General features: G+C 26.8%; 40 protein-coding genes and 1 pseudogene. 2 read left to right on the forward strand and 39 right to left on the reverse strand.

Going from position 1 to position 24,991, the window contains the following annotated elements; genetic code table 11:
- The first annotated feature begins 76 nt into the window (after positions 1-76).
- The gene (gene def, locus BUCILAFE3058_RS01605) at positions 77-526 is read left to right on the forward strand and encodes a peptide deformylase (protein WP_154061640.1); all 450 of its coding nucleotides are present in this window, start codon (positions 77-79) and stop codon (positions 524-526) included.
- Between the two features lie 36 nt (positions 527-562).
- Entirely contained in the window at positions 563-1,519 is a 957-nt protein-coding gene (gene fmt / locus BUCILAFE3058_RS01610; protein ID WP_154061641.1) for a methionyl-tRNA formyltransferase, read from the forward strand.
- A 121-nt stretch (positions 1,520-1,640) separates the two neighbouring features.
- Here fmt and rplQ read toward each other — a convergent pair whose 3' ends face one another.
- The 39 genes and pseudogenes from rplQ to aroK form a co-directional block, all read right to left on the reverse strand.
- Positions 1,641-2,003: a 50S ribosomal protein L17 gene (gene rplQ / locus BUCILAFE3058_RS01615; RefSeq protein ID WP_154061642.1), complete on the reverse strand. Its 363-nt coding sequence runs from the start codon at positions 2,001-2,003 to the stop codon at positions 1,641-1,643.
- Between the two features lie 72 nt (positions 2,004-2,075).
- A complete protein-coding gene (locus BUCILAFE3058_RS01620; protein ID WP_154061643.1) occupies positions 2,076-3,065 on the reverse strand; it encodes a DNA-directed RNA polymerase subunit alpha in 990 nt (329 codons plus the stop codon).
- A gap of 22 nt (positions 3,066-3,087) precedes the next feature.
- Positions 3,088-3,708 carry a 30S ribosomal protein S4 gene (rpsD, locus tag BUCILAFE3058_RS01625; RefSeq protein ID WP_154061644.1) on the reverse strand — a complete coding sequence of 207 codons (621 nt, stop codon included), beginning with the start codon at positions 3,706-3,708 and terminating at the stop codon, positions 3,088-3,090.
- Positions 3,709-3,744: 36 nt separating this feature from the next.
- Positions 3,745-4,137, reverse strand: a complete 393-nt coding sequence (gene rpsK, locus BUCILAFE3058_RS01630) for a 30S ribosomal protein S11 (RefSeq protein WP_154061645.1) — start codon at positions 4,135-4,137, stop codon at positions 3,745-3,747.
- An 18-nt stretch (positions 4,138-4,155) separates the two neighbouring features.
- On the reverse strand, positions 4,156-4,515 hold the full coding sequence (rpsM, locus tag BUCILAFE3058_RS01635) for a 30S ribosomal protein S13 (protein WP_154061646.1): 360 nt from the start codon (positions 4,513-4,515) through the stop codon (positions 4,156-4,158).
- A gap of 109 nt (positions 4,516-4,624) precedes the next feature.
- Complete coding sequence (gene rpmJ, locus BUCILAFE3058_RS01640; protein ID WP_154027627.1) at positions 4,625-4,741, reverse strand: 50S ribosomal protein L36; 117 nt, start codon at positions 4,739-4,741, stop codon at positions 4,625-4,627.
- A 31-nt stretch (positions 4,742-4,772) separates the two neighbouring features.
- On the reverse strand, positions 4,773-6,068 hold the full coding sequence (secY, locus tag BUCILAFE3058_RS01645; protein WP_154061647.1) for a preprotein translocase subunit SecY: 1,296 nt from the start codon (positions 6,066-6,068) through the stop codon (positions 4,773-4,775).
- Between the two features lie 48 nt (positions 6,069-6,116).
- Positions 6,117-6,554, reverse strand: coding sequence for a 50S ribosomal protein L15 (rplO, locus tag BUCILAFE3058_RS01650; RefSeq protein ID WP_154061648.1), 438 nt, complete (start codon positions 6,552-6,554; stop codon positions 6,117-6,119).
- Between the two features lie 3 nt (positions 6,555-6,557).
- Entirely contained in the window at positions 6,558-6,740 is a 183-nt protein-coding gene (gene rpmD / locus BUCILAFE3058_RS01655) for a 50S ribosomal protein L30 (RefSeq protein WP_232036986.1), read from the reverse strand.
- A 23-nt stretch (positions 6,741-6,763) separates the two neighbouring features.
- Positions 6,764-7,258: a 30S ribosomal protein S5 gene (gene rpsE / locus BUCILAFE3058_RS01660; protein WP_154061650.1), complete on the reverse strand. Its 495-nt coding sequence runs from the start codon at positions 7,256-7,258 to the stop codon at positions 6,764-6,766.
- A 14-nt stretch (positions 7,259-7,272) separates the two neighbouring features.
- Complete coding sequence (rplR, locus tag BUCILAFE3058_RS01665; protein ID WP_154061651.1) at positions 7,273-7,641, reverse strand: 50S ribosomal protein L18; 369 nt, start codon at positions 7,639-7,641, stop codon at positions 7,273-7,275.
- A 1-nt stretch (position 7,642) separates the two neighbouring features.
- A complete protein-coding gene (gene rplF / locus BUCILAFE3058_RS01670) occupies positions 7,643-8,182 on the reverse strand; it encodes a 50S ribosomal protein L6 (protein WP_154061652.1) in 540 nt (179 codons plus the stop codon).
- Positions 8,183-8,217: 35 nt separating this feature from the next.
- A complete protein-coding gene (rpsH, locus tag BUCILAFE3058_RS01675; RefSeq protein WP_154061653.1) occupies positions 8,218-8,610 on the reverse strand; it encodes a 30S ribosomal protein S8 in 393 nt (130 codons plus the stop codon).
- 53 nt (positions 8,611-8,663) lie between these two features.
- A complete protein-coding gene (gene rpsN / locus BUCILAFE3058_RS01680) occupies positions 8,664-8,969 on the reverse strand; it encodes a 30S ribosomal protein S14 (protein WP_154061654.1) in 306 nt (101 codons plus the stop codon).
- A gap of 18 nt (positions 8,970-8,987) precedes the next feature.
- Positions 8,988-9,527 carry a 50S ribosomal protein L5 gene (rplE, locus tag BUCILAFE3058_RS01685; protein ID WP_154061655.1) on the reverse strand — a complete coding sequence of 180 codons (540 nt, stop codon included), beginning with the start codon at positions 9,525-9,527 and terminating at the stop codon, positions 8,988-8,990.
- A gap of 12 nt (positions 9,528-9,539) precedes the next feature.
- Complete coding sequence (gene rplX, locus BUCILAFE3058_RS01690; RefSeq protein ID WP_154061656.1) at positions 9,540-9,860, reverse strand: 50S ribosomal protein L24; 321 nt, start codon at positions 9,858-9,860, stop codon at positions 9,540-9,542.
- A gap of 16 nt (positions 9,861-9,876) precedes the next feature.
- Entirely contained in the window at positions 9,877-10,248 is a 372-nt protein-coding gene (gene rplN / locus BUCILAFE3058_RS01695; RefSeq protein WP_154061657.1) for a 50S ribosomal protein L14, read from the reverse strand.
- A gap of 135 nt (positions 10,249-10,383) precedes the next feature.
- Positions 10,384-10,638 carry a 30S ribosomal protein S17 gene (gene rpsQ / locus BUCILAFE3058_RS01700; RefSeq protein ID WP_154061658.1) on the reverse strand — a complete coding sequence of 85 codons (255 nt, stop codon included), beginning with the start codon at positions 10,636-10,638 and terminating at the stop codon, positions 10,384-10,386.
- Positions 10,635-10,832 carry a 50S ribosomal protein L29 gene (rpmC, locus tag BUCILAFE3058_RS01705; RefSeq protein WP_154061659.1) on the reverse strand — a complete coding sequence of 66 codons (198 nt, stop codon included), beginning with the start codon at positions 10,830-10,832 and terminating at the stop codon, positions 10,635-10,637. Before rpmC ends, rpsQ begins: the two co-directional genes overlap by 4 nt.
- 2 nt (positions 10,833-10,834) lie before the next feature.
- Positions 10,835-11,245, reverse strand: coding sequence for a 50S ribosomal protein L16 (gene rplP / locus BUCILAFE3058_RS01710; RefSeq protein WP_154061660.1), 411 nt, complete (start codon positions 11,243-11,245; stop codon positions 10,835-10,837).
- Between the two features lie 21 nt (positions 11,246-11,266).
- Positions 11,267-11,971, reverse strand: coding sequence for a 30S ribosomal protein S3 (gene rpsC / locus BUCILAFE3058_RS01715; RefSeq protein WP_154061661.1), 705 nt, complete (start codon positions 11,969-11,971; stop codon positions 11,267-11,269).
- The gene (rplV, locus tag BUCILAFE3058_RS01720; RefSeq protein WP_154061662.1) at positions 11,971-12,321 is read right to left on the reverse strand and encodes a 50S ribosomal protein L22; all 351 of its coding nucleotides are present in this window, start codon (positions 12,319-12,321) and stop codon (positions 11,971-11,973) included. Before rplV ends, rpsC begins: the two co-directional genes overlap by 1 nt.
- 18 nt (positions 12,322-12,339) lie before the next feature.
- On the reverse strand, positions 12,340-12,624 hold the full coding sequence (gene rpsS, locus BUCILAFE3058_RS01725; protein WP_154061663.1) for a 30S ribosomal protein S19: 285 nt from the start codon (positions 12,622-12,624) through the stop codon (positions 12,340-12,342).
- Between the two features lie 17 nt (positions 12,625-12,641).
- Entirely contained in the window at positions 12,642-13,463 is an 822-nt protein-coding gene (rplB, locus tag BUCILAFE3058_RS01730; protein WP_154061664.1) for a 50S ribosomal protein L2, read from the reverse strand.
- A gap of 18 nt (positions 13,464-13,481) precedes the next feature.
- Positions 13,482-13,784 carry a 50S ribosomal protein L23 gene (gene rplW, locus BUCILAFE3058_RS01735; RefSeq protein WP_154061665.1) on the reverse strand — a complete coding sequence of 101 codons (303 nt, stop codon included), beginning with the start codon at positions 13,782-13,784 and terminating at the stop codon, positions 13,482-13,484.
- Complete coding sequence (gene rplD, locus BUCILAFE3058_RS01740; protein ID WP_154061666.1) at positions 13,781-14,386, reverse strand: 50S ribosomal protein L4; 606 nt, start codon at positions 14,384-14,386, stop codon at positions 13,781-13,783. The genes rplW and rplD overlap by 4 nt, the downstream gene beginning before the upstream one ends.
- Before the next feature lie 14 nt (positions 14,387-14,400).
- Complete coding sequence (gene rplC, locus BUCILAFE3058_RS01745) at positions 14,401-15,033, reverse strand: 50S ribosomal protein L3 (protein WP_154061667.1); 633 nt, start codon at positions 15,031-15,033, stop codon at positions 14,401-14,403.
- 50 nt (positions 15,034-15,083) lie between these two features.
- Positions 15,084-15,395 carry a 30S ribosomal protein S10 gene (gene rpsJ / locus BUCILAFE3058_RS01750; protein ID WP_154061668.1) on the reverse strand — a complete coding sequence of 104 codons (312 nt, stop codon included), beginning with the start codon at positions 15,393-15,395 and terminating at the stop codon, positions 15,084-15,086.
- Positions 15,396-15,643: 248 nt separating this feature from the next.
- Positions 15,644-16,828 carry an elongation factor Tu gene (gene tuf, locus BUCILAFE3058_RS01755; RefSeq protein WP_154061669.1) on the reverse strand — a complete coding sequence of 395 codons (1,185 nt, stop codon included), beginning with the start codon at positions 16,826-16,828 and terminating at the stop codon, positions 15,644-15,646.
- A 77-nt stretch (positions 16,829-16,905) separates the two neighbouring features.
- Complete coding sequence (gene fusA / locus BUCILAFE3058_RS01760) at positions 16,906-19,014, reverse strand: elongation factor G (protein ID WP_154061670.1); 2,109 nt, start codon at positions 19,012-19,014, stop codon at positions 16,906-16,908.
- 81 nt (positions 19,015-19,095) lie between these two features.
- Positions 19,096-19,566: a 30S ribosomal protein S7 gene (rpsG, locus tag BUCILAFE3058_RS01765; protein ID WP_154061671.1), complete on the reverse strand. Its 471-nt coding sequence runs from the start codon at positions 19,564-19,566 to the stop codon at positions 19,096-19,098.
- A gap of 21 nt (positions 19,567-19,587) precedes the next feature.
- Positions 19,588-19,962: a 30S ribosomal protein S12 gene (gene rpsL / locus BUCILAFE3058_RS01770; protein WP_154061672.1), complete on the reverse strand. Its 375-nt coding sequence runs from the start codon at positions 19,960-19,962 to the stop codon at positions 19,588-19,590.
- Between the two features lie 112 nt (positions 19,963-20,074).
- Positions 20,075-20,365, reverse strand: a complete 291-nt coding sequence (gene tusB, locus BUCILAFE3058_RS01775; RefSeq protein ID WP_154061674.1) for a sulfurtransferase complex subunit TusB — start codon at positions 20,363-20,365, stop codon at positions 20,075-20,077.
- 11 nt (positions 20,366-20,376) lie between these two features.
- Positions 20,377-20,735: pseudogene (gene tusC / locus BUCILAFE3058_RS01780) on the reverse strand (sulfurtransferase complex subunit TusC).
- Positions 20,736-20,757: 22 nt separating this feature from the next.
- The gene (gene tusD, locus BUCILAFE3058_RS01785; RefSeq protein ID WP_154061676.1) at positions 20,758-21,144 is read right to left on the reverse strand and encodes a sulfurtransferase complex subunit TusD; all 387 of its coding nucleotides are present in this window, start codon (positions 21,142-21,144) and stop codon (positions 20,758-20,760) included.
- A gap of 246 nt (positions 21,145-21,390) precedes the next feature.
- Positions 21,391-22,401, reverse strand: coding sequence for a tryptophan--tRNA ligase (trpS, locus tag BUCILAFE3058_RS01790; protein ID WP_154061678.1), 1,011 nt, complete (start codon positions 22,399-22,401; stop codon positions 21,391-21,393).
- Between the two features lie 74 nt (positions 22,402-22,475).
- A complete protein-coding gene (gene rpe, locus BUCILAFE3058_RS01795) occupies positions 22,476-23,138 on the reverse strand; it encodes a ribulose-phosphate 3-epimerase (protein ID WP_154061680.1) in 663 nt (220 codons plus the stop codon).
- A 115-nt stretch (positions 23,139-23,253) separates the two neighbouring features.
- A complete protein-coding gene (gene aroB / locus BUCILAFE3058_RS01800; protein ID WP_154061682.1) occupies positions 23,254-24,357 on the reverse strand; it encodes a 3-dehydroquinate synthase in 1,104 nt (367 codons plus the stop codon).
- Positions 24,358-24,406: 49 nt separating this feature from the next.
- Positions 24,407-24,946, reverse strand: coding sequence for a shikimate kinase AroK (gene aroK / locus BUCILAFE3058_RS01805; RefSeq protein WP_154061684.1), 540 nt, complete (start codon positions 24,944-24,946; stop codon positions 24,407-24,409).
- Between the last annotated feature and the right edge of the window lie 45 nt (positions 24,947-24,991).

Genomic DNA, 24,991 nt, shown 5'->3' on the forward strand with positions numbered 1-24,991 from the left:
AGATAAATAATAACTGTGATATCAATAAAAATTCATATAAATCCATTAATATATTAAACTATATATAATATTATTTATGTCAATACATAAAATTTTAAAATTTCCAGATTATCGTTTACGCTTAAAATCAAAACCAATAAGAAACATAAATAAACAAACAATACAAATTATATACGATATGTTTGATACTATGTATGCTAATAACGGAATCGGGTTAGCAGCACCACAAATTAATATATTTAAGAAAATTATAGTAATTAGTTCACTTACATCAAATCAATCAGAATTAATTTTAATTAATCCTATTATTTTAAAAAAAAATAACAAATATATACATACACAAGAAGGTTGTTTATCTATACCTAATCAAACAGCTAAAATTAACAGATCTAGTTACATAAAAATACAAGCTTTTAATCATCTTGGTAAATTATTTATATTAGAAGCTAGATCATTATTATCTATTTGTATTCAACATGAAATGGATCATCTAATCGGGAAATTATTTATAGATTATATAAATTAATATATCTTCTAAAAAATAAATTATCATATTTATTATATGTTAAAAAAAAAATTAAAAATTATTTTTGCAGGCAGCAATGAATTTTCATTAGCACATCTTCGTTCATTATTTTATTCTGAACATATTGTTAAAGCAATAATCATTAAACCAGATAATATATATTGTAAAAAAAAAGAAAATCGATTTTCTCCTATTAAAAAATTTGCAATTCGACATAATATATTGATATTACAAACAAATAATCTATATGAAAAAAAATTTTATTTATCTGTTACTAAAATATATGCAGATATACTAATAGTATCTTCTTACGGATCATTAATTCCAGACCAAATTTTAAAACTATTTATTCTAGGTGGTATCAATATACATGCTTCTTTATTACCACGATGGAAGGGAGCTGCGCCAATTCAATGGGCAATATTATCCGGAGATAATTATACTGGAATTAGTGTAATAAAAATGAACTCTAAGATAGATTCTGGAAAAATAATTTATCAGTTATCTTGTCCAATTGATATCACTGATAATACAATAACATTATCAGCTAAATTAATTCCTATTTCATTACAATGTATGTATCAATCAATAAATATTATTTTAGAACCTAATATAAAAAATCATTATAAAATAAAAAATATTATAGAAAGTATCGCTCCGAGAATAAAAAAAATAGATGCTAAAATAAATTGGTCATATCCAGCAATAAAAATAGATCGCTTAATCAGAGCATTTATTTTATGGCCATGTTGTTATTTTCTAATTAATAATTATTGTATAAAAATTAAAAAATCATCTATTTTATCTTTTAAAAAAACAAATTTTAAAAATGGAGAAATTATTTGTATAAGTAAAAAAGGAATAGCGGTTAATACTCAAAAAGGAATATTAAATATAGAAAAAATACAAATACCTGGTAAAAAAACTCTACACATCAAACAAATTTTAAACTCAAATAAAAAAATTTTTATTCAAAATACTATTTTGAAATAAAAATTATGATCAATTCAAATAAAAATAAAAAATTTTTAAAATAAAAAAAAGAACGGCATAAAAATGCCGTTTTTATTAAACTAATATATATAAAATATATTAAATCTATATTTAATAATTTCTATAAATTTCGATCTACTAATTCTATATATGCAATTGGGGCATTATCACCTTTTCTAAAACCATATTTCAATATACGTAAATAACCACCAGGTCGAGAATAGAAATGAGGACCTAATTCATGAAATAATTTTTTTACAGTAAAAATATCACGAATACGTGAAAATACTAATCGTCGATTAGCAACCGTATCATATTTTGATATTGTAATAATTGGTTCAACGAAACGACGTAATTCTTTAGCTTTTGGTAAAGTAGTTTTAATATGCTCATATTTAATTAGTGAACATACCATATTTTTTAACATAGATTCTAAATGACTACGCTTTCTATTTAATAATCGTCCTATTTTTCGATGTCTCATAATTTATATACTCTATTCAAAATGTGTAAAAATTTTTACATCATATATCAAAAATAATATTTATTAGAATATTTAATCTTCGATAAGATTTTTAGGAGGCCAATTATCTAATTTCATACCTAATGATAAATCTCGAGCTGCCAATATATCTTTAATTTCAGTCAATGATTTTTTCCCTAAATTAGGAGTTTTTAATAACTCCACTTCAGTTTTTTGAACTAAATCACCGATATAATGAATACTTTCTGCTTTTAAACAATTAGCAGATCGTACTGTTAACTCTAAATCATCTACAGGCCGCAGCAAACCAGGTTCAAATTCGGGTTTTTCTTCTTTTATTTCTGGTTCACGTATTCCTCTTAAATCTACAAAAGATTCTAATTGTTCTGCTAAAATAGTAGCTGCTTTTCTAATAGCTTCTTCCGGATCAATTGTTCCGTTAGTTTCCATATCAATAATTAATTTATCTAAATCAGTTCTTTGTTCTACTCTAGCAGCTTCAACAGTATAAATTATACGTTCTATTGGACTATATGATACATCTAATAATAACTTTCCAACAATACGATCAGTTTGCATTAAATCTTTTCTAGACTGAGCTGTAATATAACCTCTACCTCGCATAACTTTCATACGCATATCAATACAAGTATTTGGACAAGTAATATTACAGATAACGTGATTCAAATTTATAATTTCTATAGAAGAATCGTGTTCAATATCTGCCGCAATAACTGGACCAACACCGATTTTTTTTAAATGTAATGTAACTTCATCTTTTCCGAATAATTTGATAGATAAACCCTTTAAATTCAATAATATATCTAATATATCTTCTTTTACTCCCTCTTTGTGCATATATTCATGTAAAACACCATTTATCTCAACTTCAGTAACAGCACACCCGGACATAGAAGATAATAAAATTCTTCTTAATGCATTACCTAATGTATATCCAAAACCACGTTCTAACGGTTCTAATGTAATTTTAGCGTGTTTAGAACTAATTTGTTCGATATTAACTAATCTAGGTTTTAAAAAATCTTCTACAAATTCTTGCATTCGTTTCCTCTCTAATAGAGTATTATTTAGAATACAGTTCTACTATCAAATGTTCATTTATATCTGAAGATAAATCATTACGTTCTATAGAACGTAAAAAAATACCTTCCATTATTTTGTAATCTATATCTAACCAGCTAGCAGGTTCACGTTGTTTCATAATCTCTATCGAGGCTTGAATTCTTAATTGAGTTTTAGATTTTTGACGAACAGATATTTTATCATGTACAGATACTTGAAATGAAGGAATATTAACTATTCGGTTATTTACACAAATAGATTTATGATTAATTAATTGACGTGATTCTGCTCGTGTAGTTCCAAAACCCATACGATACACAACATTATCTAAACGACGTTCTAATAAAAATAATAAATTTTGACCTGTATTACCTTTTAATTTAGAGGCTTTTTTATAATAATTATGAAATTGTTGTTCTAATATTCCATATAAACGTCGTAATTTTTGTTTTTCCCTTAATTGTTTAGCATATTCAGATAAACGTAATTTACGTGATCCATGCTGACCAGGAGCTTGATCAATATTACATTTTGATTCAATAGAACGTACGCCTGACTTTAGAAATAAATCTGATCCTTCTCGCCTACTTAATTTTAATTTTGGACCTAAATATTTTGCCATATATATATCTTTTTCCTGTTAATTACATTTTTAAAATTAAACTCTACGTTTTTTAGGAGGTCGACATCCATTGTGAGGAATTGGTGTTACATCAGTAATATTAGTAATACGAAAACCAGAAGCGTTTAATGAACGAATAGTAGATTCACGACCCGGACCTGGACCCTTCACCATAATTTCTAAATTTTTTATTCCATAATCTTTTACACGATCCGCACATTTTTCTGCAGCTACCTGTGCTGCAAAAGGAGTCGATTTTCTAGAACCTCTAAAACCAGAACCACCAGAAGTAGCCCAACCCAATGTATTACCTTGACGATCAGTAATTGTAACAATTGTATTATTGAACGATGCATGGATATGAGCAATACCATCTAAAATTTGTTTTTTTACACGTTTCTTAGAAACACTTATTTTTTTTTTCAACATAATTAATTATTTTCCTAATTATCTACTTTTTATTAATTTTCTAGGTCCTTTACATGTACGAGCATTGGTTTTAGTTCTTTGTCCACGTACAGGAAGATGTTTTCTATGTCGTAACCCTCTATAACAACCGATATCCATTAACCTTTTAATATTAATACTTTTTTCTCGACGCAAATCTCCTTCTACAATTAGCTTAGATATAATAAAACGTAACTTATCAATATGTTGTTCATTTAGTTCATTAACCTTAATATCATATCGAATCTTTATATCATTACAAATTTTTTTAGATAAAGACAGTCCAATTCCATAAATTTTAGTTAATGCTATTAATATATGTTTATGATCAGGAATATTTATTCCAGCAATTCTCGTCATAAATATTTCTCCCTATATAAAAATCAAATTATTAATAATAATTAATAAAAATATAATTTATAATTATAAATTTATGATATATATAATCATATTATTAATATTAATTATCTTAACCTTGTCTTTGTTTATGTTTAGGATCATTACTACAAATAACGCGGATCACATTTTTTCGACGTATAATTTTACAACTACGACATAATTTTTTAACTGATGCACGAACTTTCATAAATTCTCCAAAAATAAAAATATATGATTTTTTAATTCCTTAAATATAAGTTTGCTTTTTTCAATATTTTTTTATATTGAGTAGACATCATTAATGTCTGTATCTGTATAATAAATTCCATCAATACTACTACTACAATTAATAAAGAAGTACCTCCAAAATAAAATGGTACTTTTAACCATTCACGCATAATATCAGGTACTAAACATATAAATACAGTATATATAGAACCAATTGTAGTTAACTTTAAAACAATTTTTTTAATATATTCTTCTGTACGTATACCAGGTCGTATTCCAGGTAAAAAAGCACCGGATTTTTTTAAATTCATAGCTGTATCTTTTACATTAAACATTATACTAGTATAAAAAAAAGAAAAAAATATTATTAATATAATATTTATAATTACATAAATACTTCGATTAAACCTAAAAAAATCAAAAATTTTTATTAAAAAAGTAAAATTATTAAACATGTATCGACAATAAGTAGTAATAATTGATGCAAACAAAATTAAACTAGATGAAAAAATTACAGGGACTACTCCAGCCATATTAATTTTTAAAGGTAAAAAGCTATGATGCATCGCATGCATACGTTGAACTTGCTGACGACGAGCATAATAAACAATAATTTTACGTTGACTTTTCTCTATAAAAACTACTATAAAAATAGCAGTAAACATAATTAATAAAATCATAAAAAAGTGTAAAAAACTTAAATAATTAAAATGCATAACTGAAATAGTTTGTATTATAGAGGCCGGTAAAGTAGATACTATTCCAAAAAAAATAATTAAAGAAGTACCATTACCCAAACCTTTTTCTGTAATAAATTCTCCTAACCACATCAAAAAAACAGTCCCAGTCACTAAGCTAGTGACTGCTATTACATAAAAATAAAGATCTGTGAATATAAAAATATTTTGCATACCCGGAATAAACGGTAATCCAATAATTACACTAATAGATTGAATTATTGATAATAATACAGTTAAATATTTAGTATATTGATTAATTTTCTTATTTCCCGTATCTCCTTCTTTTTTTAAATTACGCAAATACGAAAAAATTAATGTCAATAACTGTATTATAATAGAAGAAGAGATATATGGCATCACTCCTAATGTAAATATCGAAACACGATTTAACGATCCTCCAGAAAACATATTAAACATTGTTAACAAAGAACTATTTTTATGGACTAAAAATTGTTCTAAAACTTTTATATTAACACCAGGAATAGGGATAAAAGACCCTATACGAAATATTATAATAGCTATAAAAACAAACCATATTCTTTTTTTTAAATTATATAATGTAGACATAATATATTTTCTATTAATGACAAGTTGTTTAGATAAACAATGATATATTTAATTTTGAATAGTACCTCCGGCTGATTCAATACAAAAACGAGCTCCTTTAGTTACAGTAATTCCAGAAATTACTACCGGTTTATCAATAAACCCTGATTTAATAATTTTAACATACTTAATATTTTTTTTAACCAAATTTAGTTTTTTTAAAAGAGAAATATCTACCTTTTTAAATTTATATAATTGATTTAATTCAAATAAACGAATTTCATCTACAAAAATTTTTTTCTTAGAAACAAAACCAAATTTTGGTAATCTACGATATAATGGTGTTTGACCTCCTTCAAAACTATTACGAATTTTTCCTCCAGATCGAGATTTTTGACCTTTATGTCCTCTACCTCCTGTCTTACCCAAACCTGATCCAATACCTCTACATACACGTTTTCTTTTTTTTTTTAAACATACTGAATTTGATAATAAATTTAAATACATAATTTATCCTTTTAACTTAACAGTTACCATATAAAAAACTTTTTTTATCATACCACGAATAGCAGAAGTATCTTCTCGTTCTACAATATCACCAATATGACGTAAACCTAATCCTTTCATAGTAGCTATATGCTTCGGTAGACGACCAATTTGACTCTTTGTTTGGGTTATAAAAATTTTTTTCATAAATAAATTCACCATTTTTTTTGTTAAATCTTAATAAGCGACTTACCAAGTTTTTTAGCAATCATATCCGGAGATCGAACCTTTTTTAAACCATTAATGGTTGCTCGAACTACATTTATTGGATTAGTAGATCCATATATCTTAGCTAAAATATTTTGAATACCAATAACTTCTAATACAGATCTCATCGCTCCTCCAGCAATAATTCCCGTACCTTCTGATGCAGGCTTCATAAATATATTAGATCCTGTATGAGAACCATACACAGAATGTTGAATTGTCTTATGGAATAATGGAATTAAAATCATATTTTTTCTTGCTTGTTCCATAGCTTTTTGAATCGCTGAAGGTACTTCACGAGCTTTTCCATAACCAAATCCAATTTTTCCGTTACCATCACCTACTACCGTTAACGCTGTAAAAGAAAAAATTCTTCCACCTTTAACTGTTTTTGATACACGATTTACGGAAATTAATTTTTCTTGTAATTCTACAGATAATTTTTTATCAAAATTCATATATATCTCCATTTTTAAAAAATTAAACCCGATATACGAGCTGATTCAGCTAATTCTTTTATTCGACCATGATATTTAAAACCAGAACGATCAAAAAAAACAGTTTTTATTCCTTTTTTTAATGCTCGTTGTGCAACTAATTGACCGATTATCTTAGCAGAATATTTATTACCGGTATAAACATCATTAATATTTAATTTTTTAAATTCTAATGTAGAAGCACATACAGATACTTTTGCTGTATCACGATAAATAATTTGCGCATATACATGTCTAGAAGTACGATGTACAACTAATCGAAACATACGACGACTAGAAATATTTTTACGTATTTTAGTATAACGTCTAATACGAGAATATTTTTTGCTTAATTTTCCTTTCATACTACTTTTTTTTCGCCTCTTTAATACGTACAACTTCGTTTAAATAACGAATACCTTTACCTTTATATGGTTCAGGAACACGATAAGATCGTATATTAGCAGCTACCTGTCCAACAAGTTGTTTATCTATTCCTGTTAAAATAATCTCATTTTGAGGTAATAAAATTACTTTTATTGTATTTGGAACCTTATAAATAATCGGATGTGAAAATCCTAAGTATAATTTTAAAACATTATTTTTTTCAATTATAACACGATAACCAATACCAATTAAATTTAATTGTTTTTTAAAACCAACTGTCACCCCTATAATCATAGTATAAATTAAAGAACGATAAGTACCAGCTTGCATCCAACCATATGATTCAGATAAATGATTATGTGAAAAAAATAAAGAATCATCTTTTCTGGTAATTTTAACACATTCATGTATTTTACGTTTTAACGAACCTAATGGTCCATTAATAGCAACTTCTAATTCAGAAAAAAAAATAGTTACATTTTTTGGAATCATTATAAATGATTTAGCAATACGAGACATTTTTATATTCCTCTACTCTAATAAGATAAATAATACTAATCCACATAACATATAACTTCTCCACCTAATCCTTTTTGTCGCGCAATTCGATCAGTCATAACTCCTCTTGATGTAGAAATAATAGCAATACCTAAATTATTCATTACAATAGGTAATTTATGCTTATTACAATATTGACGTAAACCTGGACGACTAACACGAGAAATATGCTCAATAACTGATTTTCCATTAAAATACTTTAAAAAAATTTTTAACTGCATAACATTTATATCTTGAATTTTATAATTATAAATATATCCTTCATATTTCAATACTTTTATAATATTTTCCTTCATTTTGGAAAAAGGAACAATTACAAAAATTTTATTTGCATTTTGACCATTACGAATACAAGTTAACATATCTGCTATTGGATCTTGCATACTCATAAAATATACCTTATATATTAAAAATAAATTAATTAAAAATACAATAATATCCTTTACCAACTCGCTTTAGTTAAACCTGGAATTTCTCCTCTCATAGCAGCTTCACGTAACTTCATACGACTTAATCCGAATTTACGTAAAAAAGCATGTGGGCGTCCAGTTTGTCGACAACGATTACGTTGTCGACATGGACTAGAATCTCGAGGTAAAGTTTGTAACTTTAACATAGCATTCCAACGATCTTTATCTAAAGATGTTTTAGATTTTATAATTTTTTTTAATTGAGATCGTATTGCATGATACTTTAATGCTAATTTAATTCTTTTAATTTCTCGTTCTTTCATAGATTGCTTAGCCATATAATTCACCATTTAATTTTATTTTTGAAAAGGAAAGTTAAATGCAACTAACAAAGATTCACATTCTCGATCTGATCGAGCATTCGTAGTAATAGTAATATCCATACCTCGAATAGAATCAATTTTTTCATAATTAATTTCAGGAAAAATAATTTGCTCACGAATACCTAAACTATAATTACCTCTTCCATCAAAAGATTTACGAGACATACCTCTAAAATCACGTATTCGTGGTATAGCAATAGTAATAAGTTTATCAAAAAAATCCCATTTTCTTCTACCCCTCAAAGTAACCTTACACCCAATAGGATATCCTTGACGAATTTTAAAAGTTGCAATGGATTTTTTAGCAATAGTGATAACTGGTTTTTGACCAGAAATCTGAGTTAAATCATTTATTGCATGTTCTAATATTTTTTTATCTGTTACTGATTTCCCTACACCCATATTTAAAGTAATTTTTTGAATTTGAGGAACAGCCATTACTGTAGAATAATTAAATTCATTCATTAGTTTAGGAACAACATCAGTAATATAATAACGATGTAATCTAGACATAAAAACCTTATTTTATTTTAATAGTTCTTCGTGAGTAGATTTATATCTACGTATTTTTTTACCTGAAACCCAAAAAAATTCTATTTTATCCATTTTATTGGTTTTTTGATTAAAAATTGATACATTAGATATATGAATAGGTGATTCTTTTACAATAATACCACCAATTTGCTGTCTTTCTGGAATTGCTTTCTGATGTTTTTTGACCATATTAATACCTTGTACAATTAACATATTATTACTACGATATATTTTTTTTACTATACCAATTTTACCTTTATCTCGTCCAGTTAATATGATTACTACATCGTTTAAATGTATTTTTGCAGCCATAATTTTATTTTCCTTGTTATAATACTTCTGGAGCTAAAGAGATAATTTTCATAAAAGATTCTGTCCTTAACTCTCGTGTAACTGGACCAAATATACGAGTTCCAATAGGTTGTCCAGTCGCATCATTTAGAATAACACATGCGTTATTATCAAAACGAATCATTGATCCATCTACTCTACGAATTCCTTTCTTAGTACGTACAATAACGGCTTTCATAACATCACCTTTTTTTACTTTACTACGAGGAATTGCTTCTTTAATCGCTACTTTTATAATATCTCCAATACTAGCATACCTCCGACGAGAACCACCTAATACTTTTATACACATAACCAAACGTGCACCAGAATTATCAGCTACATTTAAAACAGTTTGTACTTGAATCATATATATCCTTATAATTCTAAATTTATAAAATAAATAAATAATAAAGTAAAATACATATGTTAAAATAACATAATAGAAGACATGAAACTATCTATATGCAATTCTCATGCCTCCTTGTTATAAAAATAAAAAATTTTAAATTATAGATTTTTCTACAACACGTAATAAAGTCCAAGATTTTGTTTTAGATATTGGCCGACATTCATGTATTTCAACTAAATCTCCAATATTACAAACATCTTTTTCATCATGTACGCACAATTTTGTTCTTTTATTTATAAACTTACCATAAATAATATGTTTTACCCTACGATCTATAGCAACAATAACAGATTTTTGCATTTTATTGCTAGTCACATAACCTTGTAAAATATTTTTTTTTTTATTCATGATTTATTATTTATCCGATCTGTTAACAATGTTTTTATACGCGCAATCTTTTTTCTGACTTTTTTTATTAAATGTGTTTTTTTTAACTTTCCAGATGATAACTGAAGACGAATATTAAATTGTTCTTGTAATGATTCCAATAATTTTTTTTTTAAATCCTGTTCACTAATATTATATTCTCTAATATCATGCATAATTACTTTACCACTTTAGAAACAAAAATAGTTTTAATAGGCAGTTTAGATGACGCTAATTTAAATACAGATCGAGATTCTTCTTCTGATATACCTTCAACCTCATATAATATTTTACCGGGCTGTACTAATGCTACCCAATATTCAACATTACCTTTTCCTTTACCCATACGTACTTCTAGAGGTTTTTGTGTAATAGGTTTATCTGGAAAAATGCGAATCCACATTTTACCTTGACGTTTTACGGATCTTGTAATTGTTCTGCGAGCAGATTCAATTTGTCGAGATGTTAATCTACCTCTATCAATAGCTTTTAGACCATATGTACCAAAATTAATTTTATTATCTACAGACAAACCTCGATTTTTTCCTTTATGCATTTTACGAAATTTTGTACGTTTTGGTTGTAACATATACACCAATCTCCATAATGTTTATCTGCGATATTTTCGAGAAAACTTTTTCAGTGGACTAATTTTTTTTTTATCTTTCTTATGATTTAAAGTCGTACCACCTAATATTTCACCTTTAAAAATCCATACTTTTACACCAATTACTCCATATGTAGTATGTGCTTCTGAAGTACTATATTCAATATCTGCTCTTAACGTATGCAAAGGTACCCTACCTTCCCTATACCATTCTCTGCGTGCAATTTCTACACCACCTAATCGTCCACTTATTTCAACTTTAATACCTTTTGCTCCTTGACGAATAGCATTTTGTACAGAGCGTTTCATAGCTCTACGAAACATTATTCGTCTTTCTAACTGCGAAGCAATGTTATCAGCTACTAATTTAGCATCTAATTCTGGTTTTCTAATTTCTGAAATATTAATTTGAGCTGGTACACTAGTTAACTTAGAAACCTCAACACGTAATTTTTCAACATCTTCACCTTTTTTACCAATTACAATACCTGGTCTAGCTGTATATATTGTTAATTTAATACTTTTTGATAAACGCTCAATAATAATTTTCGATATTGAAGCTGTTATTAATTTTTTCATAATAAAACTACGAACTTTAAAATCACTATCTATATAATTAGGAAATTCCTTTTTGCTAGCAAACCAAATAGAATTCCATGATCTAATAATACCTAAACGCATACCATTAGGATGTACTTTTTGACCCATTATGATCCTCCAGAACGTTTAATATCAGATAAAATTATCGTCATGTGACTCGTTCGTTTTAAAATTCGATCTGCTCTACCCTTTGCACGAGGCATCATACGCTTTAAACTACTACCACTGTCAACAAAAATTTTTGAAATAATTAATATTTTTGAATCACAACCATAATTATGTTCAGCATTAGAAATTGCAGATTGTAACAATTTTTTTATTAAAAATGCTGATTTTTTATTTACATTTGATAAAATACGTAATGCTAATAATACATTTTTTCCGCGAACAATATCGGCAACAAGACGAATTTTTTGAGCAGAAGAACGAATTTGATTATACTTAGCTAATATATTCATATTATATTTTTTTATAGTTTATTTAATTGTTTTTTTAATTTTTTTATCTGCAGTATGTCCTTTATAAGTTCTCGTAATAGAAAACTCTCCTAATTTATGACCAACCATTTCTTCTGTAATAAATATAGGAATATGTTGACGACCGTTATGTACTAATATAGTTAAACCGATCATATTTGGAAAAATAGTAGATCTTCGAGACCATGTACGAACTGGTTTTTTTTTTTTATCTCTTAATGTTTTTTGAATCTTATTCAATAAATGAACATCAATAAAAGGACCTTTTCTAAGAGAACGTGGCATATATTTTCCTTATATAATTATTTTTTTCTGTGACGCACAATAAATCTTTCAGTTCGTTTATTACTTCTAGTTTTTTTACCTTTTGTTTTCAAGCCCCAAGGACTAACAGGATGTTTACCAAAATTTCTTCCCTCACCACCCCCATGTGGATGATCTACAGGATTCATCGCTGTACCACGTACTGTGGGTCTTATACCAAATCGACGACTAGCTCCAGCTTTACCTAAAATACGTAACATATGTTCTGCATTGCCCACTTCACCTATAGTAGCTCGACAATTTATATGAATTTTTCTTAATTCTCCTGATCGTAAACGAATAACAGCATATCGATCTTCTTTTGATATCAATTGCGCATAATTACCAGCAGATCGCGCAATTTGACCCCCTTTGCCAATTTTTATTTCAATATTATGTATAATAGTTCCAATTGGAATATTTTTTAATGGTAAAGCATTTCCTAACTTAATTAATACTGAATTTCCAGATTCTATAATATCACCTACTTTAATGCCTTTAGGCTCTAAAATATAATTTCTACTACCATCACGATATAATATTAGTGCTATATTAGATGACCGATTCGGATCATATTCAATTCTTTGAACAACTGCTTTAACGTTATCTTTACATCGTTTAAAATCAATAAAACGATATAATTTTTTATGTCCACCACCTATATGACGCATAGTTATACGGCCATAATTATTTCTACCTCCCGTTTTGTTTTTTTTTTGTAATAAAGGAGCATAAGGTCTTCCTTTGTATAAATTAGGATGAACAACTTTTATTACATGACGTCTACCGGGCGATGTTGGTTTACATTTGACAATTACCATAGAAACTCCTTATTCTATTTACTTAGAATGACCTAAAAACTCCAAATTTTGACCTGATCTTAAAATTATATATGCTTTTTTCCAATCACTACGCTTAAATGCTTTATTTTTTTGACGTTTTCTTTTACCTTTAACAATAAGTGTATTAATCTTATATACTCTAACATTAAAAAGTTTTTCAATAGCTGATTTAATTTCAAATTTTGTAGAATTCTTTAATACTTTCACTACTACAGTACTATTCTTTTGTATATTATCTGATGTCTTATCAGAAATATGCGGCGCTAATATTATTTTTAATAATCTTTCTGTAAGAATCATTGAAACATAGCCTCAATTTTTTTAATTGCTGATATTGTTATCAATACATTATCATATGATATCAAACTAACGGGATTAATAGAATGTACATTTAAAACACAAACATTATATAAATTTCTAGACGCGTAAAATAAATTACGACAAATACTATCTGTAATAATTAAAACACGTTTAAAATTCATAGAGTGTAATTTTTTAAATAAAAATTTTGTTTTGAAATCTTGTACATAAAACTCTGTAAATAAAAATAAACGATTTTGTCTAATTAATTCCGAAAAAATACTCTTTATAGCGCCTTGATACATCTTTTTATTTATTTTTACAAGATACTTTTTAGGCTTCGCAGCAAATGATACACCACCTGATCTCCAAAGAGGGCTCCTTAACGATCCTGAACGAGCTCTACCTGTTCCCTTTTGTCTCCACGGTTTTTTTCCTGATCCAGATACTTCTGATCTACTTTTTTGAGCTTTGCTACCTTGTCTTTTACGAGTTAAATATGCAACTGTGATTTGATGAACAAGCGGTTCATTAAATGAAACATTAAAAATATTTTCAGACAACATATATGTTGTACCTGTGTCATAACACATTACTTCCATATTTTGATACTCCTTTATTTTTCCTTAACAGAAGGATTTAATATCAAATCTCCACCAATAGAACCAGGAACAGAACCTTTAATTAAAATTATTTTTTTAATATCATCGATTTTTATTACTTGTAAATTTTGAATAGTAACACGTACATGACCCAAATGACCGGACATTTTTTTTCCTTTAAAAACATGACCAGGAGTTTGATTTTGACCAATAGATCCAGGAACACGATGAGATAAAGAGTTACCATGAGTGGCATCTTGCATCCTGAAATTCCAACGTTTCACTGTACCCGAAAAACCTTTTCCTTTAGTTATACCTGTAACATCTACTTTTTTAACATGATTAAACGAACTAACTTTTATTACTTGACCACATTTAAATTGTGATATAGTGTTACATTTAAATTCCCATAAACCCCTACCAACAGGTACATTGTATTTAATAAAATGACCTTGTTCTGGCTTTAAAATACTATTTTTTTTTTTCGTTCCAGTAGTAACTTGAATAGATTCATAACAATCAGTTTTTAAAGATTTAATCTGTACTACAACGTTGTCAAGTATTTCAATAACAGTTACAGGAACAGATGAATTATCATCTGTAAAAATACGTGTCATTCCTAATTTTTTACCCACTAAACCTATCATGGCTTATTTGCCCTTATTAGTTAACACTTAATATTTATAATAATTTTAATTTAACCTAAACTAATTTGAACATCAACACCTGCAGCTAAATCTAAACGCATTAACGCATCAACTGTTTTTTCTGTTGGTTCCACAATATCAATCAAGCGTTTATGAGTTCTAATTTCATATTGATCACGAGCATCTTTATTAACATGTGGTGATATTAAAATAGTAAATCGTTCTTTTCGGGTTGGTAAAGGAATTGGTCCTAATACTTTAGCTCCCGTACGTTTTGCTGTATCTACAATTTCTGTAGTAGATTGATCAATTAAACGATAATCAAAAGCTTTTAAACGAATACGAATTCTTTGATTCTGCATAAATACAGAACTCCTTATTTAAATAAAACCTACCTTTATTAAGGTAATTAAATAAAATTATTATTTTTTTTAATTATATAATTATCAAAAATAATAATAAGCTCAAAATTATTGAACTTGTAAAAAATTAATTAATTTCCATCAAAAAATAATTAATATATAACATATAAATATGTCAAGAAAAGAGATAACACTCTATTCTTGACAAAATGTCAAAATATTGATATATAATAAAATTTATATTAAAATTATGCAATCACTTTTGTGACTACACCTGCTCCAACTGTACGTCCTCCTTCTCGAATTGCAAAACGTAATCCTTCTGCCATTGCAATAGGATGTATTAAGCTAACAACCATTTTTATATTATCTCCAGGCATTACCATTTCTACATTATCAGGTAATTCAATAGAACCTGTAACATCAGTCGTACGAAAATAAAATTGAGGACGATACCCTTTAAAAAATGGAGTATGTCTTCCACCTTCCTCTTTAGATAAAACGTATACTTCAGATTCAAATTTTAAATGAGGATGAATAGTACCGGGTTTTGCAAGAACTTGTCCACGTTCAATATCATCACGTTTTGTACCCCTTAACAAAATTCCAACATTTTCTCCAGCACGACCTTCATCTAATAATTTGCGAAACATTTCAACTCCTGTGCATATTGTTTTAGTAGTAGATTTTATTCCAACAATTTCAATTTCTTCACCTACCTTAATAACACCTCGTTCAATACGTCCAGTTACCACTGTACCTCTTCCGGAAATCGAAAAAACATCTTCTATTGGTAATAAAAATGGTTCATCAATTGCTCTAATCGGTATAGGAATATATGTATCTAAGTAATTTGCTAACTCAATAATTTTATCCTCCCAAATTTTTTCACCTTCTAAAGCTTTTAGTGCAGATCCTCGAACAATTGGGATATCATCTCCGGGAAAATCATATTGTGTTAATAAATCACGAACTTCCATTTCAACTAATTCTAACAACTCTTCATCATCTACCATATCACACTTATTCAAAAAAACGATAATATGAGGTACACCCACTTGTCTACCCAACAAGATATGTTCTCTAGTTTGAGGCATCGGACCATCAGTTGCTGCTACAACTAATATCGCACCATCCATTTGAGCAGCACCAGTAATCATATTTTTTATATAATCTGCATGACCCGGACAATCCACATGAGCGTAATGACGAATTTTAGTATCATATTCAACATGTGATGTATTAATAGTAATTCCTCTAGCTTTTTCTTCTGGAGCATTATCGATTTGTTCAAATGCACAAGCTGTACCACCAAATCTCTTAGATAAAACAGTCGTAATTGCCGCTGTTAAAGTAGTTTTGCCGTGATCTACATGTCCAATAGTTCCTACATTAATATGTGGTTTAGAACGATTAAATTTTTCTTTTGACATTATTTCATCCTTAATGATTTAAATGATATTTATAAAAAATTATCATAAATTATTATTATAATTGATATATATTAAACTTATCGATTCGAAATAATTGAATCACAAATTATATCAGGTGCTTCTGTATATTTCATAAATTCCATAGAATAAGAAGCTCTACCTTGTGTTTGAGATCGTAAATCAGTTGCATAACCAAACATTTCTGATAAAGGAATATATGCCTTAATATTTTTACCTCCAATAGCATCATCAGTCATACCTTCAATAATTCCACGTCGTCGATTAATATCTCCAATAACATCACCCATATATTCTTCAGGAGTTTCTACTTCTACTTGCATAATTGGCTCTAATAAAATTGGATTAGCTTGCTTAAACGCTGATTTAAACGCATAAGAAGCCGCTAATTTAAAAGCTAATTCAGAAGAATCAACATCATGATATGAACCATCATGCAAACGAATTCCAATATCTACAACAGGATATCCTGCTAAAGGACCTGATTTTAACTGTTCTTGAATACCTTTATCAATAGCAGAAATGTATTCTCCTGGAATTGCACCTCCTTTAATATCATTTATAAAAGAATATCCAGAAGAACTATTTGATTGTAAAGGAAAAATATCAATTACAACATGTCCATATTGACCTCGTCCTCCTGATTGTTTAATATGTTTACCAGAAATATTAAAAACCTTTTTTAAAATTGTTTCACGATATGCAACTTGTGGTTTTCCTATATTAGCATCTACCTTGAATTCACGTTTCATACGATCAATAATAATTTCTAAATGTAATTCTCCCATACCCGCCACAATAGTTTGATTAGACTCATTATCTGTCCATACCCGAAAAGAAGGATCTTCTTTAGCTAATCTATTTAATGCTAATCCCATTTTTTCTTGATCTACTTTTGTCTTAGGCTCTACAGCAATTGAAATTACTGGTTCAGGAAAATCCATTTTTTCTAAAATTATAGGATATTTTATATCACATAACGTATCACCGGTCGTAACATTTTTCAAACCTATTGCTGCAGCAATATCTCCTGCTCGTACTTCTTTAATTTCTTCTCGTTTATTTGCATGCATTTGAACAATTCGACCAAATCGTTCAGTATGATTTTTAACAGAATTTAAAACTACATCTCCAGATCGAACAATCCCAGAATAAACACGAAAAAAAGTTAAATTTCCAACAAAAGCATCAGATGCAATTTTAAAAGCTAAAGCAGAAAAAGGTTGTTTATCATCAGATTTACGATTAGAATTGATATAATTTTTATTTTTTATATACTCTTTAGTATCATCAATATCTTGAGGTGAAGGTAAATAATCAACAATCGCATCTAATAACGCTTGTACACCTTTATTTTTAAAAGCTGATCCACATGTTATTAAAGTGATTTCATTATTTAAAGATCTAATCCTTAATCCTTTTTTAATATCTTGTTCTTCTAAATATTCGTTTTGTAAATATTTTTCCATTAGTTGATCATTTGCTTCAGCTGCAATTTCTACTAAATTCATGTGCCATTTTTTAGAAACAGATACTAATTCTTTTGGAATATCAATATATTTAAAAGTTATACCTTGGTCTTTATCAGACCATTTAATTGCTTTCATTTTCACTAAATCAACAACACCTTTAAAATGTTCTTCTGCACCAATAGATAATTGAATAGGAACCGCTATAGTATTCAATCGTATATGAATTTGATTAACTACTTTTAAAAAATCAGCACCCATTCGATCCATTTTATTAATAAATGCAATCCTAGGTACTTTATATTTATTAGCTTGTCTCCAAACAGTTTCTGATTGAGGTTGAACACCACCAACCGCACAATAAATCATCACAACTCCATCTAATATTCTCATTGATCGTTCTACTTCAATAGTGAAATCAACATGTCCAGGAGTATCAATAATATTAATTCTATGTGATAAAAATTGATTAGCCATTCCTGACCAAAAAGTAGTAGTTGCTGCTGAAGTAATTGTAATACCACGTTCTTGTTCTTGTACCATCCAATCCATTGTAGCGGCACCATCGTGAACTTCACCAATTTTATGATTAATTCCAGTATAAAATAATATACGTTCTGTTGTAGTTGTTTTTCCAGCATCAATGTGCGCACTAATACCAATATTTCGATATTGAGTAATCGGTGTTATACGTGCCATAAAATCCTCGTATTATTATAATTTTATTATAAACAAATAAAATTTATTTATAAAATAAAAAAATACTTATTAAAATTAAAATTACCAACGATAATGTGCAAAAGCTTTATTAGCATCAGCCATTTTATGGACTTCTTCACGTTTTCGTACAGCTAAACCTTTATTTTCTACAGCATCTAATAATTCATTTGTTAATCGAACTGCCATAGATTTATCTGTACGTTTACGAGCTGCAGATACAATCCAACGCATTGCTAAAGCATTTTTTCTAACAGGACGAACTTCTATTGGAACTTGATACGTTGACCCTCCGACACGACGTGATTTTACTTCTACAGAAGGTTTAACATTATCTAAAGCAAGCATAAAAACATCTAATTCTTTCTTTTTTAATTTTTCAGATAAAATCGATAAAGCCGAATAAACAATGTTTTCTGCAATAGATTTTTTACCATCAATCATCAATATATTAATAAATTTAGCTAATAATTCTGAAGAAAATTTCGGATCAGGTAAAATTTTACGTTGACCTATTATACGACGACGAGGCATAATTAGACTCCTTTATAATATTTATACTTTTATTTTTTTAACACCATATTTTGATCGACTTTTTTTTCGATCTTTAACACCAGAACAATCTAAAGAACCTCTTACAACATGATATCGAACACCTGGCAAATCTTTTACTCTTCCTCCACGAATCAAAATAACAGAATGTTCCTGTAAATTATGACCCTCTCCTCCAATATATGCGGTAACTTCATAACCATTAGTTAACCTAACACGACATACTTTTCTTAATGCGGAATTTGGTTTTTTAGGAGTTGTAGTATATACTCGTGTACATACACCTCTTTTTTGAGGACAACCTGATAATGCTGGTACATTAGTTTTTACTGATTTTCTTAATCTAGGATTACGAACTAATTGATTAATTGTAGACATATATTTTCCAAAATATTCTATGTTAGCATTAATATCATATATTTTAATATTAAATTAAAAATAAAAAATCAATTAAGATATATTTATATTAATTTAATTAGTAATAAATAAATCACCAAGTTATATTTCTATCATGACCAGCTGTTAAATAAACGAAATTTTGATAATTTGATACAATTAAATTATTTTTTTTAGCTATATCCAATAATCCTCTTGCAGATAAATCATCTTCTAAAAAATAGACTAAATTAAAACTATCATGTATTTTTTTAAAATAATAATTATTTATCAAACCTAGTATTACACCATCTTGAATACAAATTAAATCATCAAATATTGAACTAAATGATAGTAACGAGGATAAAGATACGTTATATGGAGAATTTAATAAAATATGTAACATAATTTTAATTTTCACCATTTAAAAATAAAATCAAATTGATTAATTTTTTTTTTAAGACAAGAACTATTTAAAAATTTTACTGGTAATAAAAAATTATCATTATCTCTTAAACCACGTTGATACGCTGATTTTTTACAAAAAAAAAATTTTTTATGTCATATAACAATAAAATTTTAAAAGAAAGAGAATAATTATGTAAATAAATTAATTCTGGTTTTTGATATCGCATTAATTGTAATACACCATCATCAATAAAAAAAAGAGAAATTTTCTTACAAAATAAAGAATAAGAAATAATAAAATCTAATCCTTCTTTACTACAAGTATCACCATGTGGAGCATGAGAAAAAATAAAAGCAATTGATTTCATAAAATTAATTTTGATATTATAATTAAAATTGTATAATACGATCACTATCATGTATGGAATACGATAATTCACTTAAAGTCATCCACTGAAACGAAGAAGAAAAATTACTTTTAATCTTTTTAATCTTATTTATAGATTTATGTAATAAAATCCCTCTCCTATAGGAAGAACTAGGACACACACATAACGGAATATTATATTTTTTTTTTAAATTTATCCATCCATTCAATATATTAAATTCATTTTCTGGAGGATAAATCATACAGTTAGCGTTATATACACCTGAAGCATAAAAAAAAACTTTTTTTATATAAAAATTTGATAAAATAATTGACTTTATAAATAAAAAAGCAGTTATAGCATTTTGAGTACCATAAGGTAAACCGGTTACAAACACAATATAACGCATATTTTAACCGTAATAATAAATTTTATAATAAATATATGTATTATTTTTAAATATAATAAAAATAATTAATTTTATTATTGTCAAAATAATAATATATTACAATTTTTTATAAACATACATAAATATTAAATAAAAAAACTAATATTTTTAACTTAAAAAATATATTAGAATACAAAAATATATTATACTTGAAAAAATAATTAAATATTATAATTATTTTATATAATATTCAAATATTTTTATTTATTATTTCAATGCTTGTAGAATATTAAAAAAATTTTTTTGACTATAAATTAACGATTTTTTTGAACCAAATCTAAGAATATCAATTAAATAATCTTCATCTTTTCGAAATTTAAAATATAACTTTTGTATTTTTAAAATTCTATCACAAACAATATCCGATAATTGTTCTTTAAAATCAAAATATCGATAATTTTTAAATTCATCTTCAAGCACAGAGATATTTTTTTTCGTTAAAAAAGATAAAATCAATAATAAATTAGAAATACCTGGTTTATTAAAAATATCATATTTTATCCGAGATAAAGGATCCGAATCAGTTAATGAATGTAATAATTTAAATCGTATTGTATCAAGACTATCTAATAGAAAAATTGTATTATTTATATTGTTATCTGATTTTGACATTTTTTTTGTTGGTTCTTGTAACGCCATAATTTTACATTGCCTTGAAAAATCTAAAATATCTGGAATAATAAAAATATCTCCATATATAGAGTTAAAACGACGAGCAATTTTTTGAACTAATTCAATATGTTGTTTTTGATCTAAACCAACAGAAACACAATTTGTCTGATATAATAAAATATCTGCAGCCATTAATACAGGATAACAAAATAAAGATAAATTAATACGTGTCTTATTTATCGATAATTTTTTTTTAAATTGTGTCATACGTGATAATTCACCAAAATATACAAAATTACTTAAAATCCAATATAATTGACTATGCGTATAAACATCAGATTGTACAAAAATTGTACTATCATTCGGATTAACTCCACAAGACAAATATAATGCGACCATATCTAATATGGTAGTTGAAAAACTATTTTTTATATAATTATTATTTCTTGAAGTTAAAGCATGTAAATCAGCAATACAAAAAAAACATTGGTACGTTTTTTGTATAGTTTTCCAATTACACATAGTTCCGCAATAATTACCAAGTGTAAGTAATCCGGTTGGTTGAATTCCTGTAAACATTACATCTCGTTTTTTAACATTGAACATGTGTTAATAATCCTTAAAAATTATATTTATATATATAAAATATATTTACTTACATAAATTATTATAGATTCATGTTAAATAACAATATTTTTAAGATCTTGTATAGTTTTTAAATAATCTTTAGAATGAAAAATAGTAGATCCAATAACTAAATAATCAGCACCTGATTGAATTATCGAAACAATATTTGATAAATTAATACCCCCATCAACTGATAATATAATATTTTTTTTATTTTTATTAATTAAATATCGTACATGTTGAATTTTTTTCAAAATATAAGATAAAAATACTTGACCGCCAAAACCGGGATTCACTGTCATAATTAAAATTAAATCTAAATCATTTATTATATAATCTAAATAATGTAAAGAAGTAGCAGGGTTTAAAGCTATACCAACCCTACAACCAATATTTTTAATCAACCGTATTGTTTTATCTAAATGAATAGTAGATTCGGGATGAATAGTAATAAATTTCACATTTAAATCAAAAAATAATGGAATTAAAGAATCTACAGGAGAAGCCATTAAATGTACATCAAATAAAGCTGGAATTTTATTCTCTTTAATTGACTTTAGTAAAATAGGACCCATGGTTAAATTAGGAACATAATGATTATCCATTACATCAAAATGAATTAAATTGCATCCAGCACGTATCATAGTCTTTATTTCACGACCTAAATAGCAAAAATTTGCAGATAAAATAGACGGAACAATTAAAAACTTTTTCATGAATTTCCTCAATTACAATTAATATATTCTTTTTTATAATAAATTAATTACTTTTTATAACCTTTATTAGATTAATTTAATAAAATATCATATATAATAATTACAATAATAAAAATTAAAATTTATATATTTGTTTCTGACATTGTTGAATAGAATTCAATAATATAGACTCTTTTACAGATGAAACTAATTGAACTCTTCCAATAGATATCGGAATAACTAATCTCATTGTTCTATTTAATACCTTTTTATCACGTAACATTAATAAAATATAATCATCCGGTAACATTTGTTTAGGTCCTTTAATCGGTAATCCAGCATTATAAAAAATTTTTACTATTCTAAAAAAATCATACTTATTTAATAAATTTAATTGAACAGATAAATATGCCGACATAATAATACCTGCAGATACCGCATAACCATGTAACCATTTTCCATATCCGGTATATGTTTCAATAGCATGCGCAAAACTATGCCCTAAATTTAAAAAAACCCGTACATCATTTTCTTTTTCATCATTCTCAATAACACGAGTTTTAAGCTCACAACATTTTTTTATGCAAAATAATAATTCTTCTTCTTGCAAATTTAATACTTTTAATAAATTTTTTTCTAACCAAACAAAAAATTCTTTATCAAAAATAATAGCGTATTTTATAATTTCAGCCATTCCAGATAGAATATGTTTTCGAGGTAATGTAGATAGAAAATTTATATCAATAAAAACACCTTTAGGTTGCCAAAACGAACCTATCATATTTTTCCCTAATTTATGATTTACACCTGTTTTTCCGCCTATAGAAGCATCTACTTGTGCCAATAAAGTTGTTGGAATCTGAATAAAATTAACTCCTCTTTGATATATTGAAGCTACAAAACCAGTTATATCTCCAATAACTCCACCTCCTAATGCAATTAGCGTAACGTCACGACCATACGATTTATTTAATAAAAAATGTATAATATCTTCAACTACCTGTAAATTTTTATAACATTCTCCATCCTTAATAATAAAAAATGGCACATTTCTTATAATATTATTGATATAAATATATTTTTTTTTTAAAATAATATTTTTTATAGTGTCATTAGTAATAATGACACTATTATTTTTTTTTGAAAAAATAGTAGATATAGATATATTTGATGATAATTTATTATAAATGTGTATATCATAACTATTATTATCTAAACTAACCCTAATTTTATATACCATAACTATTCAACTCGTATGTTGTTAAAACTCAATTTAACTAAAATGTTAATCAATGTTTAATCATACGATAAAAATATCGTATAATATTAGATGTAATTAATGATATACTTTGATTTTGTGTATCAATTATAAAATCAGAAACATTTTGATATATTGGATCCCGTATTTTAGATAATGATTTTAGTATTTTTTCATTTTCACTATGAATATCTGACAATAACGGTCTTTTTTTATCTAAACGCGTTCTAACTAATTGCTCTTCAACTGTGGTTCGAAGATATACCACAATTCCTCTAGAAGTTAAAAAATTTCTTGATTTTATAGAAATTATCGACCCGCCACCCGTAGACAATATTATACCTGTTTTATTAGTTAATTCATTAATAATTTTTTCTTCTCGTATACGAAACTCAGATTCACCTTCTACATCAAAAACCCAATCTATATCTACTCCTGTTCTTTTTTCAATCTCAAAATCAGAATCATAAAATTTCATATTTAAAATACGAGATAAATGACGACCAATAGTACTTTTACCAGCTCCCATAGGACCAATTAAAAAAATATTTTTTTTCTTATATTCATTCATAGAGACTCCTAAAATAGGATTTAATCATTAAAATAAATTAAAAAT

This window comes from Buchnera aphidicola (Cinara laricifoliae), from assembly GCF_900698945.1.
Taxonomy (GTDB): Bacteria; Pseudomonadota; Gammaproteobacteria; order Enterobacterales; family Enterobacteriaceae; genus Buchnera_F; species Buchnera_F aphidicola_AC.